Here is a 19,050-nt window from a genome sequence, read left to right as displayed (position 1 = left end):
CGGTTTTGGGTTGTGCCGTTATCGCCGTGTGTAATTATTTTATGACGGGATCGGGTGCTTTAATTTTGATAATCTTAATGCTAATTTGTCATTTAGCACTAATCGTAATAATATCTGCAATTTTCAATTTTTGGGTCACACTTCAACTCAAAGTTCTATCCAGTGACAAACTTTAATATTTATATATATAAAAACACCATCTGTAATTAAACAGATGGCATTTTTTATATATCTTCATAACTTTGTATTATAAAGCTATCGTCTTCTTTATTGTACTTCAGTAAATACTTAGATTTTATACTTTATTTATTCTGATTTTCCTTTTCCAAAATGACATCAATTTTCCCATCTTGATAATTAACACTTTCAAATTCTGGTCGTCTATATTTATTTTTCTTCTTACTTTCAACTATTGAACGCATATATTGCAATAGATCACTATTACTTTCAATGTATTTGTCTATAAATTTATAATTGCTTTCTTTATAGGCTTTATTCAAATCTTTAGTATAGTCTTCCATAAACGACTTAGCGCCTAGTTCAATATCTTTGATACTTTTTAAATAATTATTAATATTATCTTCATTGAATTTCAAATTTATTTTTTGAGGTTTTGCCCCCTGATCGCTATTTAAAGTTACTGTATTAGTTTTAAATTCTTTATCGCTTATTTTACCTTTAGCATAAACCTTTAAAGGTTTATTTACTGGATATGCACCGTACACTTTATTTTTTTCATACTCAATAGGCTTATCATTGATATAAAGCTTAATATCGTCATCTACTTTTTCATTGTTAATTAAATTTGCTTTAAAATTTGCGTCCTTAAAACTAGCATATGCAATGATTTTTTTATCACTATTTAGATTATCTGTATCAAATCGAATATTGCCCTTAACCTTGCCTTTAATCAATGAATTATCATCATCATAAATTTTTTGGGCTTCTATATCATATTTACCTACAAAAAACTTACCAATATTTGTTGTTTTATTTTTAGGTGCTGTAATAATTTGCTGTTTATCTTCAACATTATTAAATTCATACTTAGCATTTGAATATGAATTATTTTCTATATATACATCATGAAATATAGGTTTAAAAGCCAACCTATCAATAAATATAAACTTGTTCCCATTCATAGTTATTTCTATCAACTTTCGTTCCTGCTTGTCTGTTATATAGCCAAAATCAACCGTATTACTTTCACTATTTTTAATATTGCTTTTAATGTTGTTCATTTCTTTTTTGAATTTGTTACGGTTGTCTTTCTTGGCCATGTAATCTACAAATTGTTTAGCTTCTGCATGAGTAACATTAACATCTTTAGAAGTTAATGTTTTAGATACTGCTTTATAGTCTTTAGATTGAACAGCTTCTTCAAAATCATCTAGTTGCGCTTTTGCATTATTCGATAAAATAAAATATATAATTGCCCCTATAATGCACAGTAATAATAAAATAATCACAATTACAGATATTATTTTCAGCTTGCTTTGCTTGTTTTCAGCCTTTTCTGATCGTTTAAACTCCTGGTTTTCATTTACCATATTTTCAGCCCTTTAGCATTATTTAAACAATAAACAATACTTCAGATAATTTTCACTATCTTTTTGCTTCTCAATAGCTTTTACTTGTTCTATATCATATTTAATAGCCTTCATAACTTCTTCAAAGAAAACTTTTTCACTTTCTTGTAGCCTATCATCATCTATGCTATAAACACCGTCTTCTTTAATTGCTATTTGGTTCAAATCAAGCTCATATTTATTCTCTAAATAATTATCAATATGGCTTTTAGCCGTTTCAATACTTCTAAAATATATATCTAAACGCTTATTAACTGCATTTGTTTCAATAGGTTTGAAAATAGCTGTGGCGTCATTTTTTTCTGAAAATTTGTCTTTTGTTATTTTATTGAAGCTTATTAACTCCTTAATATTCGCAATCAACTTACTTCTACGCTCTTTAACCAAACTAAAAGCCTTTCTATAGTTATTAATATATCCAAATCTTTCACTTAAATTTCCTAATAGTCTAACTAAATTTTCATCTTCAGTAAGTTTTTTATCTGCATACATGCCTGATCTTTTAGCTGAAGCATGTTCACTAATTGGCTTTCTAGTGCTAACTATATAGAAACTATGCCCCTGCTTTATTTTACTTTGAAAATTTTCAAGTGCGTCTTTATATTGTTCATAATCAGTTAGTATTGCTTTTACTAATTCATTTTTAATATCTTCATATGTTTTTGTATTTATCATGTGTTTTATTCCCCTTTTGTTATATATATTTGCTAAAATGCTTTACTAAATAACTTTGATTATAATATAACTTTGCTATTTCATTAATATTAGGTTCATCTATATGTTTTAATATATAAACCAAATCTGCCATCTGACAATAAACAGCACTATCAAAGTCAGTTAAAAACACTTTATTTTCTAACAATTCATCTAATGAAACGTAATAACAGTGTATATAGGGTTGGTTATCTTTTTTCATCAAAGTAACTCTATTATTGCCATCTAATACTAATAATGATGTTGGTATATCGTATATTTCTTTAAATCTTGCTTCTCTTGATGTTACTAAATCAGGAATTAAAATTATTGGTTCATCAGGCGTTAAAGTATAAGGGTTTTCTCTTTCTGTATAGTCAATGTGTATTCCATCATTAAAAATATCATTTGGCGCTTTCAATGGTTTTCTATTAGTCTTTTTTATTAAATCTCTTGCCAAATCAACATTAAACCCTATGTCATAAATATACTTATTTCCTGCTGTATTACCTCTATATACTGAAAATGTCTGTAAGGTATCTTGTGGACTTTCTCCAAAATCTCCGATACTTCTATATATTTTGTCTAGTACGTCTATCCATTTATCATTAATTAGTTTAACGTACTCATGCTTATACAAATCAATATTCTGCAATTCTTTTTTTACATCAAAATTGCTAACATCAACTTCATACCATAATTTAGTATCATAATCTTTTTTCATTTAAAAACCCTTTCTATAATAAAAAATCACTTCCAAATATAGAACATATGTTCTATATTTGAATTGAGGTGTTGCAAATGATCCCTGAAAAATATGCTAATGAAACAGATTATAGAAAAATACACCGTGAGTATTTAAACCCTAATATCCCACAAAATCGAGGAATGAAAAAATGGCTACCTATGGCCACCATCCCCGAACAATACGAAAGATTAGAACAGTACATTCAAGACCAAAATAAAATTGAAAAGCCGTTACTTAGTGAAGACCAAATAGAAAATATAAATGATACATTGGCTAGTAAAGTGATTGATAATACTTTAGCCAAAATTCAATATTTTGCTAATGGCTATATAAAAAGTGTTCAAGGTATAATACACAAAGTCGATACATTAGATAGTGTTTTATATATTTATACTGATGATGTTTTAATGCCTGTAAAATTAACTGATATTTATAATATTGAATAAGGATTAACTAATAGCTTTATTGTGAGTTTCATTCAATTATATCAATTTTATTATCGTAACGCTTTCCGTTGTAGTAAATCGGGCTTTTGTCTATGAAATTTATACCTCTTTCAAATATGTTGTTTGTGCCCATTTTCAAATTAACTCCTTTGTCTTTATTTTCTAGCTTTAATTTATTAAATTCTTGATAGTCTATTAAGCCGTGTTTATCTGCAATTCCTAATTGTTTTAAATCATTTAATGTTATATAACGTGTTTTTAAATACATCATATTTAACACTCCTTTTTTAGTACGGGGCGGAACTGCATAATATACAAACTGACCTCACGCCCGCCCCCGTTTTTTTGGGGCTTGGCTCATACCAATTATTCTAATAAATCATTTATATTGAGTTCTGTTTCTAATAACTCTAGTTCTTCTAAACTTGTATAATTGTTATTACTTACTACTAAACTATCTAATACATCAATACTTAGCAATTCCCCTATAAGCTTTAATCTCTTGCCAACCATAATATCATTGACTGATGGCGTTACATCTTGGCTTGGGTGGTTATGTGGGTTCTGTTGCAAAGTTGAATTTATAGTATAATTTTAACAAAAAGGAGTCTTCTGTATGAACTATTTCAGATATAAACAATTTAACAAGGATGTTATCACTGTAGCCGTTGGCTACTATCTAAGATATGCATTGAGTTATCGTGATATATCTGAAATATTAAGGGAACGTGGTGTAAACGTTCATCATTCAACGGTCTACCGTTGGGTTCAAGAATATGCCCCAATTTTGTATCAAATTTGGAAGAAAAAGCATAAAAAAGCTTATTACAAATGGCGTATTGATGAGACGTACATCAAAATAAAAGGAAAATGGAGCTATTTATATCGTGCCATTGATGCAGAGGGACATACATTAGATATTTGGTTGCGTAAGCAACGAGATAATCATTCAGCATATGCGTTTATCAAACGTCTCATTAAACAATTTGGTAAACCTCAAAAGGTAATTACAGATCAGGCACCTTCAACGAAGGTAGCAATGGCTAAAGTAATTAAAGCTTTTAAACTTAAACCTGACTGTCATTGTACATCGAAATATCTGAATAACCTCATTGAGCAAGATCACCGTCATATTAAAGTAAGAAAGACAAGGTATCAAAGTATCAATACAGCAAAGAATACTTTAAAAGGTATTGAATGTATTTACGCTCTATATAAAAAGAACCGCAGGTCTCTTCAGATCTACGGATTTTCGCCATGCCACGAAATTAGCATCATGCTAGCAAGTTAAGCGAACACTGACATGATAAATTAGTGGTTAGCTATATTTTTTACTTTGCAACAGAACCCTTATGTATTTACAAATGATATAATATAAAAGTCGTCGTTTTACTTCTGTGCTGTAATTAGCATGGAAGGAGGTGACATCATGTTCAGCATCATATTTGTATCTTTAATAGCTCCTATAATAGTAGGGGTTATACTCACGCTATTTTCTTATTGGCTAAATAAGCGTGATAGATAATTAAACGACGACATAGTCAATACACCCAAAAAGAGCCCGATAACTACTGTGAATAGTTATCGGGCTCGGTGTTTATCATGCTTAGCATCATATTTGTTAATTACATTATAACACCATAGTGGATAGGAATGCAAAATTGCATATCTAAAATTATACATTTTTCTTTTTAAAAGCGAAAATAACTAATGCTAAAAAGATAATAATATAAACAATGTTCCCAATATATAGTTCATGTAACTCTAGTTTAGTCATTTTTTTGAATACTTCGTTATCTAATACTTGTGTACTTAAATTTAACATGTTGATAGGATTCCATTTTAACCATTCCCATTGAGCAATTGCCGCAAAGAGTATGCCTGAAATAACAGAAGAAGCAAAGTAGAAGACAATTCCTACAGCAATCGAAACACCTGGTGATTTTAAAAGGCAAGAAATTAATAATGTTAAACTCAATATTAACCACATACCAATATAAGTAGCTAAAGCAGTTAACAAGTGCTCTTGTAGCAGTGATAAATTGTCACCAGCTTGTTTTAAAATATCCATATCAGAAAATAGGATTAATTTTAAACCTAAGCTTATCAAAGTAGTAACAATAAATAATACTAATGAATAAATAAATAAAGCGCTAAATTTACTTAAAATAATACTCATTCTTGAGTAGTTTCTATAAAGTAAGTTCTTAATTGTACCATAGTGAAATTCCATAGTGATTATGGTTGCTGCTTGAATAATCATTAAGAAGAAGATCCAAGAAAATCCTGTATACCCTTGTTTGAACTGTGATTCTGGCTTAAGTATATCTTCATAATTATTACTTAAAACTGCCATAGCAATCATTAGAATAAATATTATAATTGGGATAATAATGGATGATTTCTTTTTAAATATCTTATAAAGTTCTTGATTAATTAAAGTGCCCATTATGATTGTTCCCCCTTTTGATCAATAATATTAAGTAATATATTTTCTAAATCACTTTCATTTGATTGGTTCAATTCTTCCATAGTAGTCTCTTTAATAATTTTACCTTTATCAATAATTAAAATTGAGTCTGTAACTTTTACAAGTTCACTTAAAATATGACTAGATATTAAAAAAGTTACACCTTGATTTTTAAAGTCTATAATCGTCTCTCTCACATTTTTTACGGCTTTTGGATCTAAGCCGTTCATTGGTTCATCTAAAATAACTAATTTAGGATGATTTAAAAGTGCCAGAGCGATACCTAGCTTTTGTTTCATTCCTAATGAATAAGTTTTTGCTTTACTATGTATAAAATCATTCATTTCTAACTTATCAACAATTTGCTGAATATTATTTGTGTCTTTATCTTCATTAATAAGTTTCATATTTTCAAAACCAGTTAGAAATGGATATAAACCTGGATTTTCAATAAGAGCACCGATATCATTACTTTTATTAGAAGTATGTGATTTCAGAGTTCCAGATTGATAGCTGGATAGACCTAAAATAACCTTCATTAATGTTGTCTTTCCTGCACCATTTCCACCTACTAATCCAATAATATCGCCACTGTTTAGTGTGAAAGATACATCTTTTAGAATTTTTTTACTTTTGATATTTTTACTAATTTCGTTCAAAGTTAATAATTCCATAGTATTCCCCCTTTTTGGTTTTGTGACTTATATATCAATATTATCAAACAAACAATTGTAAATATATAGTATTGTGTGATATTGATACTATTTAAATTATAAAAAGTGTATATATTGTCAAAAAGATTATACTATTAAGGGTACACCCTAATCATACAAATTAAGTTGTTGAAATTATCGCAACTGTTATTTTACTTGCTATATGAGAATGTTTTAACTTTATAAATAAGAAAGAGAAGTACAACTAATATTAGTTGTACTTCTCTTTCTTATTTATAAAACAATTTGAATAATTGCAATAATAATTAAAATACTGATGATCCACTTTTGTACAAAACTAGGGACCTTTTTACCTAATTTTAAACCTAACGGAGCGAAAATAATACTCCCTATTATTAAAAATAACGCATCTTCTAAAGGAATGTAACCTTGTATAAGTTTAATGATAAAGGCGCCAATTGAAGATATAAAAGCAATTACTATACTATTAGCAACTACCGTATTCATTGGTAATTTGAATAAAACTAGCAATATAGGAATAATAATAAAAGCGCCGCCTGCTCCAACTATACCTGAAATAATACCAACGAAAAGACCAACCATAACTAATAATGGTTTGTTAAAGGAAGACTGATTTAAATTCGGTTTTACGTTAATAAACATTAAAATTAATGCGATTAAAGCAATGATAATATATATTGCATTTACAAATTCAGCATTAAATAAATTTGCTAGGAGTGCGCCTAACATGCTCCCTGTAATCATACCTCCACTCATATAAATAACTAATGGTGGGGAGAATTCGGTTTTTTTTCGCGCTTTTAATGACCCAGTTAAAGTGGTTCTGTTGCAAAGTTGAATTTATAGTATAATTTTAACAAAAAGGAGTCTTCTGTATGAACTATTTCAGATATAAACAATTTAACAAGGATGTTATCACTGTAGCCGTTGGCTACTATCTAAGATATGCATTGAGTTATCGTGATATATCTGAAATATTAAGGGAACGTGGTGTAAACGTTCATCATTCAACGGTCTACCGTTGGGTTCAAGAATATGCCCCAATTTTGTATCAAATTTGGAAGAAAAAGCATAAAAAAGCTTATTACAAATGGCGTATTGATGAGACGTACATCAAAATAAAAGGAAAATGGAGCTATTTATATCGTGCCATTGATGCAGAGGGACATACATTAGATATTTGGTTGCGTAAGCAACGAGATAATCATTCAGCATATGCGTTTATCAAACGTCTCATTAAACAATTTGGTAAACCTCAAAAGGTAATTACAGATCAGGCACCTTCAACGAAGGTAGCAATGGCTAAAGTAATTAAAGCTTTTAAACTTAAACCTGACTGTCATTGTACATCGAAATATCTGAATAACCTCATTGAGCAAGATCACCGTCATATTAAAGTAAGAAAGACAAGGTATCAAAGTATCAATACAGCAAAGAATACTTTAAAAGGTATTGAATGTATTTACGCTCTATATAAAAAGAACCGCAGGTCTCTTCAGATCTACGGATTTTCGCCATGCCACGAAATTAGCATCATGCTAGCAAGTTAAGCGAACACTGACATGATAAATTAGTGGTTAGCTATATTTTTTTACTTTGCAACAGAACCCAATAAAGCATGTGGGTTCGTTGGTTATGGTATGGCGGGAGGCACCAGTGCTGTGGAAAATCTGCGGCAAATCATGGGGGAATTAATGGTTGCTGATGTACGTGCTCAAGTTAGAGTTTCGATCTTCACGGATTTTGAACAGGATGGTACATTTAAACCAGCTGCCTTTCAGGAAGGTTCTGTAAACGCAATGCTTGATCAAGTAATTTCTTGGAGCAGTGCTTTACGTGTTCTTCGGGATAAATGAAGATGGTCGAGAACTACAAACTGACAATGAGTATTCTTTTCTACATTCGTGATTTAAAAAATAACAACAAATTGCAAGTTTGTTTGTACAATAAAACCTAACTGAAAATGTACAGTTAGGTTTTATGAATCAAATATCTATTAAATTTTTATGTGATATAAGGATAACCAATTCCGATAAATTATGATTTGGAATTGCCGTATATCCCTTTATGTGGCTGAACTAGAATGTCGTGATACTTTTTTCACATTTACCAGAATTACTCCACAAATAATCACGACTGCACCGATAATATGATAATAATGAAACGGCTCGCTTAAAATCAACACACCAGAAAGAATGGTAATCAAAGTGGCGACATTATTAAACACACTTACTTGAATCACTGGTAATTGAGATACAGCGTAGATAGATAATAAAGATGTTCCAGCTGTTGATAAAACACCTAAAAATATAATTGATAATAGATAAGGAATCTCTGTCATGGAATAAAGATACTCACTTGCTGACCCGCTGTTTATAAAGTACATCATATTGAAAAAAAGAAAACCGATAGAAATAATATAAATCGTAATCTGAATGGGAGCAATTGTTTTTGTTGCACTTCTGGACATCACTTGCCAAATAGCCGTTGCTAGAATAGATAATACAATGAGTAGGTTACCGATTAGATGAAATTCGTAATTTCCAGAGCTATTCATCACCTGTAAGAAAACAACTCCTGCAATGCTCAAAAATATTCCAATTCCTTGTATTCTTTTTACCTGTTCTTTCAGAAATAAACTTGCCAATAGAACTGTTATAGCTGGTGCAATTGCTTGGATGATTCCTGCCTCTGTAACCGTTGTTTGATCAAGTCCAAGTATCTGACTGCTAAAGAATATAATTGGATAGAACAAGGAAATAATCAACACTATCTTAAGTTCTTTCTTATTTAATCGTAAATTGATTGGTCTTATTGCTAAAAATAAAAGAACTCCTAAAAAGGCAAATGTAAAGCGTTGGGCTAATATAAGTAACTGTCCCTCATAGGTTAAAGATATTTTAACAAACATAAAAGACAGTCCAATAATAACAGAAAAAGCAACTGCTGCCAGTAATGCTTTATTTTTTTTCATTATCTCTCTCCCTCCTTTTATTAGAATAAAGGGAAAAGGATATATATACTGTATTTATTTTCGCTATTGTATCGATACAAATAAAGCAAAATGGAGCTTACAAGGAATAGAATCATGGTAATCTATAATTTAGGGAGGAATAATATGCGAAAACATCAATTTGTAGCAAATAAGATTCTGCAATATATTGAGCAAGGAGAATATCAAGAACAACTCCCATCTATGAGGATGTTGATGGACACTTTTGGAGTAAGTCAAGTTACGATTACACACGCACTACAACATTTAGTGGACATGAATCAAATTTACGTGAAGCCAAACGTAGGTTATTTTATTATTACTAAAAAATCAAATCCAACTTCTTTTAAAGGTATATATGATTTTTCCACTGCTTCTACTTCTTGGACGGACTTTCCTTGGGATAATTATTCGCAATGCTTGGAAACCGCTATTCAAAATCAAAAAACAGAATTATTCACTTATGGGTCAACTACTGGTAATGAGGAACTAAGAAGCTTATTTCAGAAATTATTAGCAGAAGATCAAATATTCGCGAAGAAAGAACAAATCATGATAACAAGCGGTTCGCAACAGGCTTTGCATATTCTTGCTTTAATGATGACGACTAGGAAAGAATCTATTCTGATAGAACAGCCAACCTACCATCAGATAATCAATCTAATAGAACGAATGCATTTGGGGTATGTCACCTATCATCGAGATTTGGATAAAATCAATTTAAAAGAGCTGGAAGAAGCGATACAAAAGAATCGTCCTAGCTATATTTACTTTATGCCACGACTTCATAATCCACTCGGGACAACAATGAGTGAACAGGAAAAAAAGGTGATTTTAGAATTTGCAGCTAAGTACGATTTTTACATGATCGAAGACGATTATCTAGGGGATTTTGAAGGAAGTAACAGCTATAAAACACTTTATGAAATGGATACAAATCAGCGAGTGATTTATTTAAAGAGCTTCTCTAAAATTATGTTTCCTGGTCAGCGTTTAGGTATCACTGTTTTACCTGAAAATATGATTGAGATATTCCAAAACTTTAAAGAAATTATTGATATTCATACCAATTCTTTAAGCCAAATAATTATGCAAACGTTTGTGGAAAGCGGTCTATATGCACACCATAAAGATAAAATTGTGTTTAGGCACCAACAGAAAGCAAGTACACTAAGTGACGTACTAAAAAAATATTTTTCTGATTACCAATTTAATGATAATCATCAAATGCATACCGTCATCAAGCTTCCAAATCAAATAAATATGAATAAGCTTCATCAAGAATTAGAGAAACGCCATGTTTTAATTGACGATTATAAAAGGAACTATCTAACAGGGTATAAAAAAAATCACAAATTCCTCAAGTTAAACACAACAAATATCCCAGAAGATAAAATTGATGAAGGGGTTCAATTCATTCAGGAAGCAATAGAAATTAGTAAATCACTTTGATATTTGTATCGATACAAAGTCGTTTTTTTGTTATACACAATACTTTCATTTCTATGCATAATGAGTTTAGCACATGTAACAGGATGGATGAATGCAGCTTGAACTTTATACTATGGCACAAGTAAATGTTGTTGTCTTTTATCAATGAAGAAGCAGACATACAATTTGTGAATGACACAATCCTTTGCATGGTTAATCTTATGAAGGAGGAATGACTAATGAACATTGGAATTATTGGAGCAACTGGTAAATCTGGTAAGTTTATTTTAGAAGAAGCAATTGAACGAGGACATCATGTTACAGCTATTGTAAGAAATGCTTCCAAATTAACAAATCAAAAGGTAGACATTTTGGAGAAGGATATCTATGATCTTTCTTCTGAAGATTTACAGCCATTTGATGTGGTTGTGAATGCTTTTGGTACAACGATTGGTGAAGAAGAACCGCATGTTACAGCAGGTCATGCGTTAATTAAGGCTTTAACTGGCACAACGGTAAGAGTCATTGTCATTGGAGGAGCAGGAAGTCTTTATGTAGATAAAGATAAATCAATGAAGCTTGTTGATACATCTGAATTGCCGATAAATGTGAAATCGACTGCCAAAGGTCAAGGACGGAATCTGGAAGAATTGCAACAATCAGAAATAACTTGGACATATCTTAGTCCCTCAGCTACATTTGATCCTGAAGGTCCTAAAACAGGAAGTTATCAAACAGGAAAAGACCATTTGCTTGAGAATTCTAAAGGGGAAAGTTATTTAAGCTATGCAGACTGTGCGATTGCTGTATTAGATGAAATTGAGAATCCAAAGCATATAAACGAGCGATTCACGATTGTTTCTGAATCAGATAATGATTAGTTTTTCAGATTTATCATGAAAGTTCTAGTAATATAAACGATTGTATTGAAGCTATGCACTAAATTGAAACTGAATATTAGAGGCATAGCTTCAATGGTTCTGTTGCAAAGTAAAAAAATATAGCTAACCACTAATTTATCATGTCAGTGTTCGCTTAACTTGCTAGCATGATGCTAATTTCGTGGCATGGCGAAAATCCGTAGATCTGAAGAGACCTGCGGTTCTTTTTATATAGAGCGTAAATACATTCAATACCTTTTAAAGTATTCTTTGCTGTATTGATACTTTGATACCTTGTCTTTCTTACTTTAATATGACGGTGATCTTGCTCAATGAGGTTATTCAGATATTTCGATGTACAATGACAGTCAGGTTTAAGTTTAAAAGCTTTAATTACTTTAGCCATTGCTACCTTCGTTGAAGGTGCCTGATCTGTAATTACCTTTTGAGGTTTACCAAATTGTTTAATGAGACGTTTGATAAACGCATATGCTGAATGATTATCTCGTTGCTTACGCAACCAAATATCTAATGTATGTCCCTCTGCATCAATGGCACGATATAAATAGCTCCATTTTCCTTTTATTTTGATGTACGTCTCATCAATACGCCATTTGTAATAAGCTTTTTTATGCTTTTTCTTCCAAATTTGATACAAAATTGGGGCATATTCTTGAACCCAACGGTAGACCGTTGAATGATGAACGTTTACACCACGTTCCCTTAATATTTCAGATATATCACGATAACTCAATGCATATCTTAGATAGTAGCCAACGGCTACAGTGATAACATCCTTGTTAAATTGTTTATATCTGAAATAGTTCATACAGAAGACTCCTTTTTGTTAAAATTATACTATAAATTCAACTTTGCAACAGAACCGTTATTTTCCATCAAGACCTTTTGTTGATATGGAAGAATACGAATATAATGCTGATATTCATAAAGGATTTATCACGCTTAGTCACAACATTAAAACTGATGAAGATTATCAAGGTTATCAATACGCTTTAGAATACGGTTTACCCGCCTTTAAAGTATTACGTGAACATCAACTAACAAAACCCGAACTTGCTGATTATAAGCGTAAATATGACCAGTATCGCATACGTCAGTTTTTAACTTATCTATTATGTTTTGAAGGTCGTTACGATAATGATAATTTCTTTTTCCATTTTAACTTTGGTCGTAAGGATTATGTGGATTTAATTAAAGTTGTGTATGGTATTGATTGTTTACAGCAATGGAAGTCTGTACAAAAACGTGGTGTTAAAGGCTATGATTATTTAAATGCTATGAAAGTTCTGTATGATCTTGAGGATTATTATATAAGAATACATGCACAACCTTTAGAGTTTGAAGATTAAACGTAAAAAAAGAGGTGACTATTTGCAGTCACCTCTTTTTTGAGTTCCACGACATTTGCAAAATGTCGTAACGGTTAAGCGTTCAATCTGTAAGCATAACGCTCCATATAACAGCATACAAAGTAGTGCATCAATTCATCAGCATCTAATGCCACCATCGTTAATTCTGCACCGCATTTCTTTGTATAGCGGACATAATTGTATAAATCATCAAATAAGTCTTTTTTAGCCTGTTTATCGCTCATATTGAATACTTCGTGTACATTAAGTCCTTTTTCTTCTAATCTCTTTAAAATCACGCCGAAAACGAATGTGTTCATGTGTTATCACTCCATTATTTTTTAATATTCACATGAACACTAAAAAAAGCCGATACATCGGCTTTTTATTTTTGGTTTGATTTATTTCTATATAAGTATGTTTCAACTAATATAACTGTCATCTTATTTGTTAAATTTGAAATTACTATTGAATATTATTTTCTCATTTACTATTGTAAGGCTTGAAAAATAAAGAACTTAGACTAAAAATACTAAAAAGAAGGAATGAAAACTTATACCCTATTAAATCTATAGAAAAACCAGATATACTTGAACCCACTAATTGTCCTATAGCAAGTACTAAAAACGGTATACCAATTCCTATAGAATGATCTTTAGAAAATATTTTAATACCCCACAAGATATAAATACCAGTCAATAATACATAGCTACTTCCAAATAGAATCGCTGATATATCTGTTAAAATAATATTAGATGGTTGTATGGTGATGAGTAACATTGATAATGAAGTCATGATAACAATTATTAAATATGTTTTTTTAATTCCAAGTTTTTCTTCTATGCTACTTGAAAATCCACCTATAATGCCTGAAATACCAACTATCATCCAAAATATTATTGATATATTATGTGTATTAAATTGATCTACATACGATTTTGAAAATGTCCAATATATTGATGAAGCTAATCCCAAAATAAAGGAACTTATAATGATTTTCCAACCTAGTTTAAAAATGGATGATAATTCATAATGTTTTGTGTTCTTTGTAGTTGGTTGTGATTTTGGTATCAAAATAAGATTTGCAATAAGTATTCCAATGCCTATAATAATAAAAATTACATAAATACTTCTCCAATCATTTCCCATTAAGAATGATAAAGGTCCCGAAATTAGAATACCAAACCCTGTACCTGCATTAATCCATGTGTTTGATTTACTTTTCACATCAGACTTTAAATTTAAATTGACAATATTTCCTAATGCTGGAGACGCAAATCCTGTACTTGTACCCGCTATAAAAACACCAATAGCTAATATAATTGGATTATTTGATATAACAATCAGTAGCATACCAATGACTGCTGCTAATCCAGAAAGCGTAAGGAATTTTTTAGAATCAATCCTACTAGCGTAGATTGAAGATATAACAATAGCGATACAATAAGCCAAATATGAAGAAGAACTAATGAAACCTATAGTAGTACTACTTATATTTAAGTCTTTACTAATTGGTGGTATTAATAACCCGAATCCAAATCTAGCAATTCCATATGTCAAAGCTATCATGAGTAAACCAATTACTGTGATCTTTTTATACATCTTTAATCACATCTTTCATTAGTTTTAAGGTCGTTTTTCTGACTATATCTATTCCAATATATTCAGCCATTGAAGTACTACCTTCCAAAACCATCATAATTTTAAAAGACATTTCCTCATTTTTTAAAATGTCATTTAATTTATTAAATAAATTAATCTTATGTTGTTTTACAATTTTAGTAATTTCTACATTTTTATTTTGATATTCCTCATTTGCTTTTAAAAAAAGACAACCATTTGAATGATAATTCTCTAACCAATTCAAATGTCTTACAACAATATTTTCTATTGATAAATCTTCGTTATCAAATAGATAGCTAAAATATAAAATCTCTCTTCGTAATAACACAGATTCAATTAATTTTTCTTTAGACTTAAAATTTCTATATAGCGTCATAGTAGCAACATTAGCATGTTCTACTATTTGATCGATGCCAGTCGCATTATAACCTTGCTTATTGAATAATTCAGTCGCTGACAAAATCAACTGATCTTTTTTCTTTATTGTTTTCATATGCTCCTCCAAAAAAAGATAGTGAACGTTCTCTTTTTCGAATTTTACTGTATATTTATATAGAAGTAAAGTATCAAATATAAATGTTTTCTTTAAGGGAAACTCAAAATACAACATTTAATTGTTGCATTAAGTCCGTTGTAACTTTACTTGATATATGAGAATTACTTTACCTAATAAATGAGAAAAGGATAGCTAAGAGCTATCCTTTTAAATCTTAAAGTCTCAATTACTTATAAAAATTCTTTTTCTTTAATATAATCATAGTTACCTTCAAACTTCTCTAATGTTTTATCTTTTAACAAGTACGTTGTATTAAATAGCTTGTTAAGAAAATACCTATCATGCGAAACTGCAATTATAGACCCTTCATAATCTAATAAAGCATCTTCTATGGTTTCCTTGGCATCTATATCTAAATGGTTTGTAGGTTCATCTAAAACAAGTAAATTATAATCAGTGTTTACAATTTGTGCCCATCTTAATCTTATTTTTTCCCCTCCACTTAGATCATTAACCTTTTTAAACACGTCTTTACCATAAAACATAAAATTAGCTAAAATATGTCTAGCTTGACCTTCTGATACATTGACTTTTTCACGAATTGTATTCAACAAAGTATCATTGTTATCACTTTCAAATTCATGTTGTGAAAGATAGCCAATTTTTAAATTGTTTGCAGTTTTAATTGAACCTTCATCTACTGAAGTAATTCCTAAAATCATTTTTAACAATGTTGTTTTACCAGTACCATTATCTCCTATAATAGCGACATGTTCGCCTCTTCTAATTAACATATTTACATTTTCAAATAATGAATAGTCATATCCTTTAGCAACATTTTCCATTTCAATAACTCTATTAGAAACGCGCTTACCTTCTTCTAGTTCCATATTCATTTTTTTTGAATTTAAAGTTGGTTTTTCTAATCGTTTAATGCGATTCAAAGCTTTTTCCATACTTTTAGCTCGACGATACATTGCAGCATTCGGTGGTTTAGCTTGGCTTGCCCATGTTCTTAATTGCTTTATAGACTCTTTCATTTTTTTAATTTTCTTTTGTTGTGTTTTATAGGTTTCGAATTCAGCTAATAGTCTTTTTTCTCTTTCTTCAACAAAATATGAATAATTTCCATTATAAGTATGAAGCGCTTTTTGATCTATTTCCATAATTTGATTGACTGTTTCATCTAAAAAGTAACGATCGTGTGAAACAATTACAGCAGCGCCTTCATAACTTTCTATATAGTTAGCCAACCATTCTATAGATTTAACATCAAGGTGATTTGTTGGTTCATCTAAAAGTAGCAAGTCTGTAGGCTTAATTAACATTTGAGCAAGGCCTACTTTTGTACGTTCTCCCCCTGATAAGTCTCCCCACTCTGTTTCAAGTAAATGAGCGATATTTAAACCATGGGTCACTTTACGTATTTTAGCGTCTATCTCATAACCACCATTTTCTTCATAATATGTCTGTAATTCGCCATAGCGAGACATTAGTGTACTTATATCTTCTATATCTTCGGTCATTTTATTTTCTATAGCTTCAAGCTGTTTTGATATAGTATTTAACTCTTGAAATACAGATTTCAAACATTGATAAACACTTGTACTTTTTTCATAATCAGGTATTTGGTTTAAATAACCTATTCTCACATTTTTCTTCCAACTAATAATGCCTTCGGAAGGTTTTTCTAACCCTGCTAGTAATCTTAATAAAGTAGTTTTTCCTTCACCGTTACGTCCTACTAATCCTACAGTATCACCAGAATTAAGGGTCACCTTGATATTATCGAATAGAGTTTCTTCTACATAACTTTTAGAAATATTCGAAGCATTGAGTATATTCATTTTTCTTCCTCCATATCATCTATAAGGAAGAAGTATATAGTGTCAGTTCCTTATAGATTCGATTATTAATTTCAAAAAAGACAGACTTCACCAATTTTGGAATTAAAATCGAAAATTTGTTGCGTATGATTTGTAAATATCTGCAACAATATGCTATAAGAAACATTTAGACACCTCCTCAAATATAATTTATATATATATTACAATAAAAAATTGGTAACTTAAAGAGTGTACAGAAAATAACCATTTTCTGTACACTCTCTTTTTATATCTAGATATATAGCTAGTATACATATTTTAGTGTTCAATAACCCAACATAAAATCTATGTTCATAAATACGGTTGGAATTAAGTTATGATACAATGAAAATACATATAGGAGGTTCGTATTTTGAAAATAGGTTATGCAAGAGTTTCAACTGGTTTGCAAAATTTGAATTTGCAGGAAGATCGATTAAATCAATATGGTTGTGAAAAAATATTTAGCGATCACATAAGTGGAGCAAAAAGTAAACGTCCTGGTTTAGATAGAGCCATTGAATTTGCGAGGTCAGGAGATACGATTGTTGTTTGGAGACTAGATAGACTAGGACGTAACATGGCAGATTTAATCACATTAGTTAATGAACTTAATAATCGAGGCGTGAGTTTTCATAGTTTAGAAGAAAATATAACAATGGATAAATCAAGTTCTACAGGACAATTGTTATTTCATTTATTCGCAGCATTTGCAGAATTTGAACGTAATTTAATTTTAGAACGTTCTTCAGCGGGGAGAATTGCAGCTCGTGCTAGAGGACGCTATGGAGGTCGACCCGAAAAATTAAATAAACAAGATTTGACTTTACTAAAAACACTTTATGATAATGGAACCCCAATTAAAACTATTGCAGAGCAATGGAAAGTTTCACGTACAACAATCTATCGTTATCTCAATAAGTTAAATAACCAAGAAAATAAAGATAAATAAAAATATTACTAAGTTTTAAGAAAGCTAAAAAATCAGACAGGATACACTCTAATCATACAAAATAAGTTGTTGAAATTAGCGCAATTAAAACGTATGATTAGGGTGTATATTTATTGTGGAGTGAAAATAAATGATTATAGGTTATGCGAGAGTATCTTCGACAGATCAGAATTTAGAAAGACAATTGGACAATTTAAAAACGTTTGGCGTAGAGAAAATCTTTACAGAGAAGCAATCAGGCAAATCAGTGGAAAATAGACCTGTATTTCAAGAAGCCCTTAATTTTGTAAGAATGGGAGATCGGTTCGTTGTGGAATCTATTGATCGTTTAGGACGTAATTATGATGAAATTATTGAAACTGTGAATTACTTAAAAGAAAAAGACGTTCAGTTAATGATTACAAGTTTACCTATGATGAATGAAGTTATTGGTAATCCATTACTGGATAAGTTTATGAAAGATTTAATCATTCAAATTTTAGCAATGGTTTCAGAACAAGAGAGAAATGAAAGTAAACGTCGACAAGCGCAAGGAATTCAAGTTGCGAAGGAAAAAGGCGTATATAAAGGGCGCCCCTTACTTTATTCACCAAGTGCTAAAGACCCACAGAAACGTGTTATCTATCATCGAGTTATCGAAATGTTAGAAGAAGGGAAAGCAATTAGCAAGATTGCGAAAGAGGTTAATATTACAAGACAGACAGTTTATAGAATTAAACATGATAAGGGATTATCTTGATAAATGAGTTGTCAATGCGAATGAGGGCCTTTCACAGCGTCTCAAATCTCATAATATATT

General features: G+C 30.5%; 23 protein-coding genes and 1 pseudogene. 10 read left to right on the top strand and 14 right to left on the bottom strand.

Features of this window, described 5'->3' with window-relative positions; genetic code table 11:
* Nucleotides 1–302: 302 nt before the first annotated feature.
* Genes NST87_RS00825 through NST87_RS00815 form a run of 3 tightly spaced genes read right to left on the bottom strand, consistent with a single transcriptional unit; the run spans nt 303 to nt 3,006 of the window.
* The gene (locus tag NST87_RS00825) at nt 303–1,550 is read right to left on the bottom strand and encodes a TcaA NTF2-like domain-containing protein (RefSeq protein WP_340721196.1); all 1,248 of its coding nucleotides are present in this window, start codon (nt 1,548–1,550) and stop codon (nt 303–305) included.
* Nucleotides 1,551–1,568: 18 nt separating this feature from the next.
* Complete coding sequence (locus tag NST87_RS00820) at nt 1,569–2,264, bottom strand: hypothetical protein (RefSeq protein ID WP_042743140.1); 696 nt, start codon at nt 2,262–2,264, stop codon at nt 1,569–1,571.
* Between the two features lie 19 nt (nt 2,265–2,283).
* Nucleotides 2,284–3,006, bottom strand: coding sequence for a hypothetical protein (locus NST87_RS00815; protein ID WP_340721195.1), 723 nt, complete (start codon nt 3,004–3,006; stop codon nt 2,284–2,286).
* A gap of 77 nt (nt 3,007–3,083) precedes the next feature.
* On the opposite strand from NST87_RS00815, the gene NST87_RS00810 reads away from it, so the two are divergent.
* Nucleotides 3,084–3,476, top strand: coding sequence for a YolD-like family protein (locus NST87_RS00810; RefSeq protein WP_340721194.1), 393 nt, complete (start codon nt 3,084–3,086; stop codon nt 3,474–3,476).
* Between the two features lie 28 nt (nt 3,477–3,504).
* Here the strand turns inward: NST87_RS00810 and NST87_RS00805 are convergent, their stop codons facing one another.
* Nucleotides 3,505–3,747 carry a hypothetical protein gene (locus NST87_RS00805; protein ID WP_031905643.1) on the bottom strand — a complete coding sequence of 81 codons (243 nt, stop codon included), beginning with the start codon at nt 3,745–3,747 and terminating at the stop codon, nt 3,505–3,507.
* Between the two features lie 95 nt (nt 3,748–3,842).
* Nucleotides 3,843–4,049 (bottom strand): JAB domain-containing protein, encoded by a 207-nt coding sequence (locus NST87_RS00800; protein ID WP_340721192.1) that lies wholly within the window; start codon nt 4,047–4,049, stop codon nt 3,843–3,845.
* Nucleotides 4,050–4,092: 43 nt separating this feature from the next.
* Between NST87_RS00800 and NST87_RS00795 the strand changes: the two genes are divergently transcribed.
* Together NST87_RS00795 and NST87_RS00790 are read left to right on the top strand one after the other, a co-directional pair.
* Nucleotides 4,093–4,767, top strand: a complete 675-nt coding sequence (locus NST87_RS00795; protein ID WP_001105987.1) for an IS6-like element IS257 family transposase — start codon at nt 4,093–4,095, stop codon at nt 4,765–4,767.
* Between the two features lie 138 nt (nt 4,768–4,905).
* Nucleotides 4,906–5,001, top strand: a complete 96-nt coding sequence (locus NST87_RS00790; protein WP_107365925.1) for a type I toxin-antitoxin system Fst family toxin — start codon at nt 4,906–4,908, stop codon at nt 4,999–5,001.
* A 150-nt stretch (nt 5,002–5,151) separates the two neighbouring features.
* Here the strand turns inward: NST87_RS00790 and NST87_RS00785 are convergent, their stop codons facing one another.
* From NST87_RS00785 to NST87_RS00775, 3 genes and pseudogenes are all read right to left on the bottom strand, one after another.
* The gene (locus NST87_RS00785) at nt 5,152–5,925 is read right to left on the bottom strand and encodes an ABC transporter permease (protein ID WP_071562375.1); all 774 of its coding nucleotides are present in this window, start codon (nt 5,923–5,925) and stop codon (nt 5,152–5,154) included.
* Nucleotides 5,925–6,620 (bottom strand): ABC transporter ATP-binding protein, encoded by a 696-nt coding sequence (locus tag NST87_RS00780; RefSeq protein ID WP_145353600.1) that lies wholly within the window; start codon nt 6,618–6,620, stop codon nt 5,925–5,927. Before NST87_RS00780 ends, NST87_RS00785 begins: the two co-directional genes overlap by 1 nt.
* Before the next feature lie 273 nt (nt 6,621–6,893).
* Nucleotides 6,894–7,463 (bottom strand): annotated as a pseudogene (locus tag NST87_RS00775) (sulfite exporter TauE/SafE family protein); the annotation flags it as partial.
* A 53-nt stretch (nt 7,464–7,516) separates the two neighbouring features.
* Between NST87_RS00775 and NST87_RS00770 the strand changes: the two are divergent.
* Both NST87_RS00770 and NST87_RS00765 read left to right on the top strand, forming a co-directional pair.
* Nucleotides 7,517–8,191, top strand: a complete 675-nt coding sequence (locus NST87_RS00770; RefSeq protein WP_001105987.1) for an IS6-like element IS257 family transposase — start codon at nt 7,517–7,519, stop codon at nt 8,189–8,191.
* 111 nt (nt 8,192–8,302) lie between these two features.
* Entirely contained in the window at nt 8,303–8,497 is a 195-nt protein-coding gene (locus NST87_RS00765; RefSeq protein WP_340721189.1) for a hypothetical protein, read from the top strand.
* Between the two features lie 209 nt (nt 8,498–8,706).
* On the opposite strand, the gene NST87_RS00760 is transcribed toward NST87_RS00765, so the two are convergent.
* Nucleotides 8,707–9,615 carry a DMT family transporter gene (locus NST87_RS00760; protein ID WP_340721188.1) on the bottom strand — a complete coding sequence of 303 codons (909 nt, stop codon included), beginning with the start codon at nt 9,613–9,615 and terminating at the stop codon, nt 8,707–8,709.
* A gap of 144 nt (nt 9,616–9,759) precedes the next feature.
* Here NST87_RS00760 and NST87_RS00755 point away from each other — a divergent pair, with 144 nt between their 5' ends.
* Both NST87_RS00755 and NST87_RS00750 read left to right on the top strand, forming a co-directional pair.
* Nucleotides 9,760–11,085: an aminotransferase-like domain-containing protein gene (locus NST87_RS00755; protein WP_340721186.1), complete on the top strand. Its 1,326-nt coding sequence runs from the start codon at nt 9,760–9,762 to the stop codon at nt 11,083–11,085.
* A 218-nt stretch (nt 11,086–11,303) separates the two neighbouring features.
* On the top strand, nt 11,304–11,945 hold the full coding sequence (locus tag NST87_RS00750; RefSeq protein ID WP_340721185.1) for an NAD(P)-dependent oxidoreductase: 642 nt from the start codon (nt 11,304–11,306) through the stop codon (nt 11,943–11,945).
* A 154-nt stretch (nt 11,946–12,099) separates the two neighbouring features.
* Here the strand turns inward: NST87_RS00750 and NST87_RS00745 are convergent, their stop codons facing one another.
* Nucleotides 12,100–12,774: an IS6-like element IS257 family transposase gene (locus NST87_RS00745; protein ID WP_001105987.1), complete on the bottom strand. Its 675-nt coding sequence runs from the start codon at nt 12,772–12,774 to the stop codon at nt 12,100–12,102.
* 85 nt (nt 12,775–12,859) lie between these two features.
* On the opposite strand from NST87_RS00745, the gene NST87_RS00740 reads away from it, so the two are divergent.
* On the top strand, nt 12,860–13,315 hold the full coding sequence (locus tag NST87_RS00740; RefSeq protein ID WP_340721184.1) for a hypothetical protein: 456 nt from the start codon (nt 12,860–12,862) through the stop codon (nt 13,313–13,315).
* Between the two features lie 74 nt (nt 13,316–13,389).
* On the opposite strand, the gene NST87_RS00735 is transcribed toward NST87_RS00740, so the two are convergent.
* From NST87_RS00735 to abc-f, 4 genes are all read right to left on the bottom strand, one after another.
* Entirely contained in the window at nt 13,390–13,635 is a 246-nt protein-coding gene (locus NST87_RS00735; RefSeq protein WP_340721182.1) for a hypothetical protein, read from the bottom strand.
* Between the two features lie 163 nt (nt 13,636–13,798).
* Nucleotides 13,799–14,917, bottom strand: a complete 1,119-nt coding sequence (locus NST87_RS00730) for an MFS transporter (RefSeq protein ID WP_340721180.1) — start codon at nt 14,915–14,917, stop codon at nt 13,799–13,801.
* Entirely contained in the window at nt 14,910–15,431 is a 522-nt protein-coding gene (locus tag NST87_RS00725) for a TetR/AcrR family transcriptional regulator (protein WP_340721178.1), read from the bottom strand. The genes NST87_RS00730 and NST87_RS00725 overlap by 8 nt, the downstream gene beginning before the upstream one ends.
* 233 nt (nt 15,432–15,664) lie before the next feature.
* Nucleotides 15,665–17,281, bottom strand: coding sequence for a ribosomal protection-like ABC-F family protein (gene abc-f, locus NST87_RS00720; RefSeq protein WP_340721177.1), 1,617 nt, complete (start codon nt 17,279–17,281; stop codon nt 15,665–15,667).
* Between the two features lie 391 nt (nt 17,282–17,672).
* Between abc-f and NST87_RS00715 the strand changes: the two genes are divergently transcribed.
* Together NST87_RS00715 and NST87_RS00710 are read left to right on the top strand one after the other, a co-directional pair.
* Nucleotides 17,673–18,251, top strand: coding sequence for a recombinase family protein (locus tag NST87_RS00715; protein ID WP_000690630.1), 579 nt, complete (start codon nt 17,673–17,675; stop codon nt 18,249–18,251).
* Between the two features lie 130 nt (nt 18,252–18,381).
* Nucleotides 18,382–18,990 (top strand): recombinase family protein, encoded by a 609-nt coding sequence (locus NST87_RS00710; protein ID WP_340721175.1) that lies wholly within the window; start codon nt 18,382–18,384, stop codon nt 18,988–18,990.
* Nucleotides 18,991–19,050 lie beyond the last annotated feature (60 nt).

This window comes from Staphylococcus sp. FSL W8-0271 (assembly GCF_038006605.1).
Taxonomy (GTDB): domain Bacteria; phylum Bacillota; class Bacilli; order Staphylococcales; family Staphylococcaceae; genus Staphylococcus; species Staphylococcus cohnii.
Note: the sequence above shows the minus strand (reverse complement) of the source record. Positions and strands in the feature narration are given on the sequence as shown.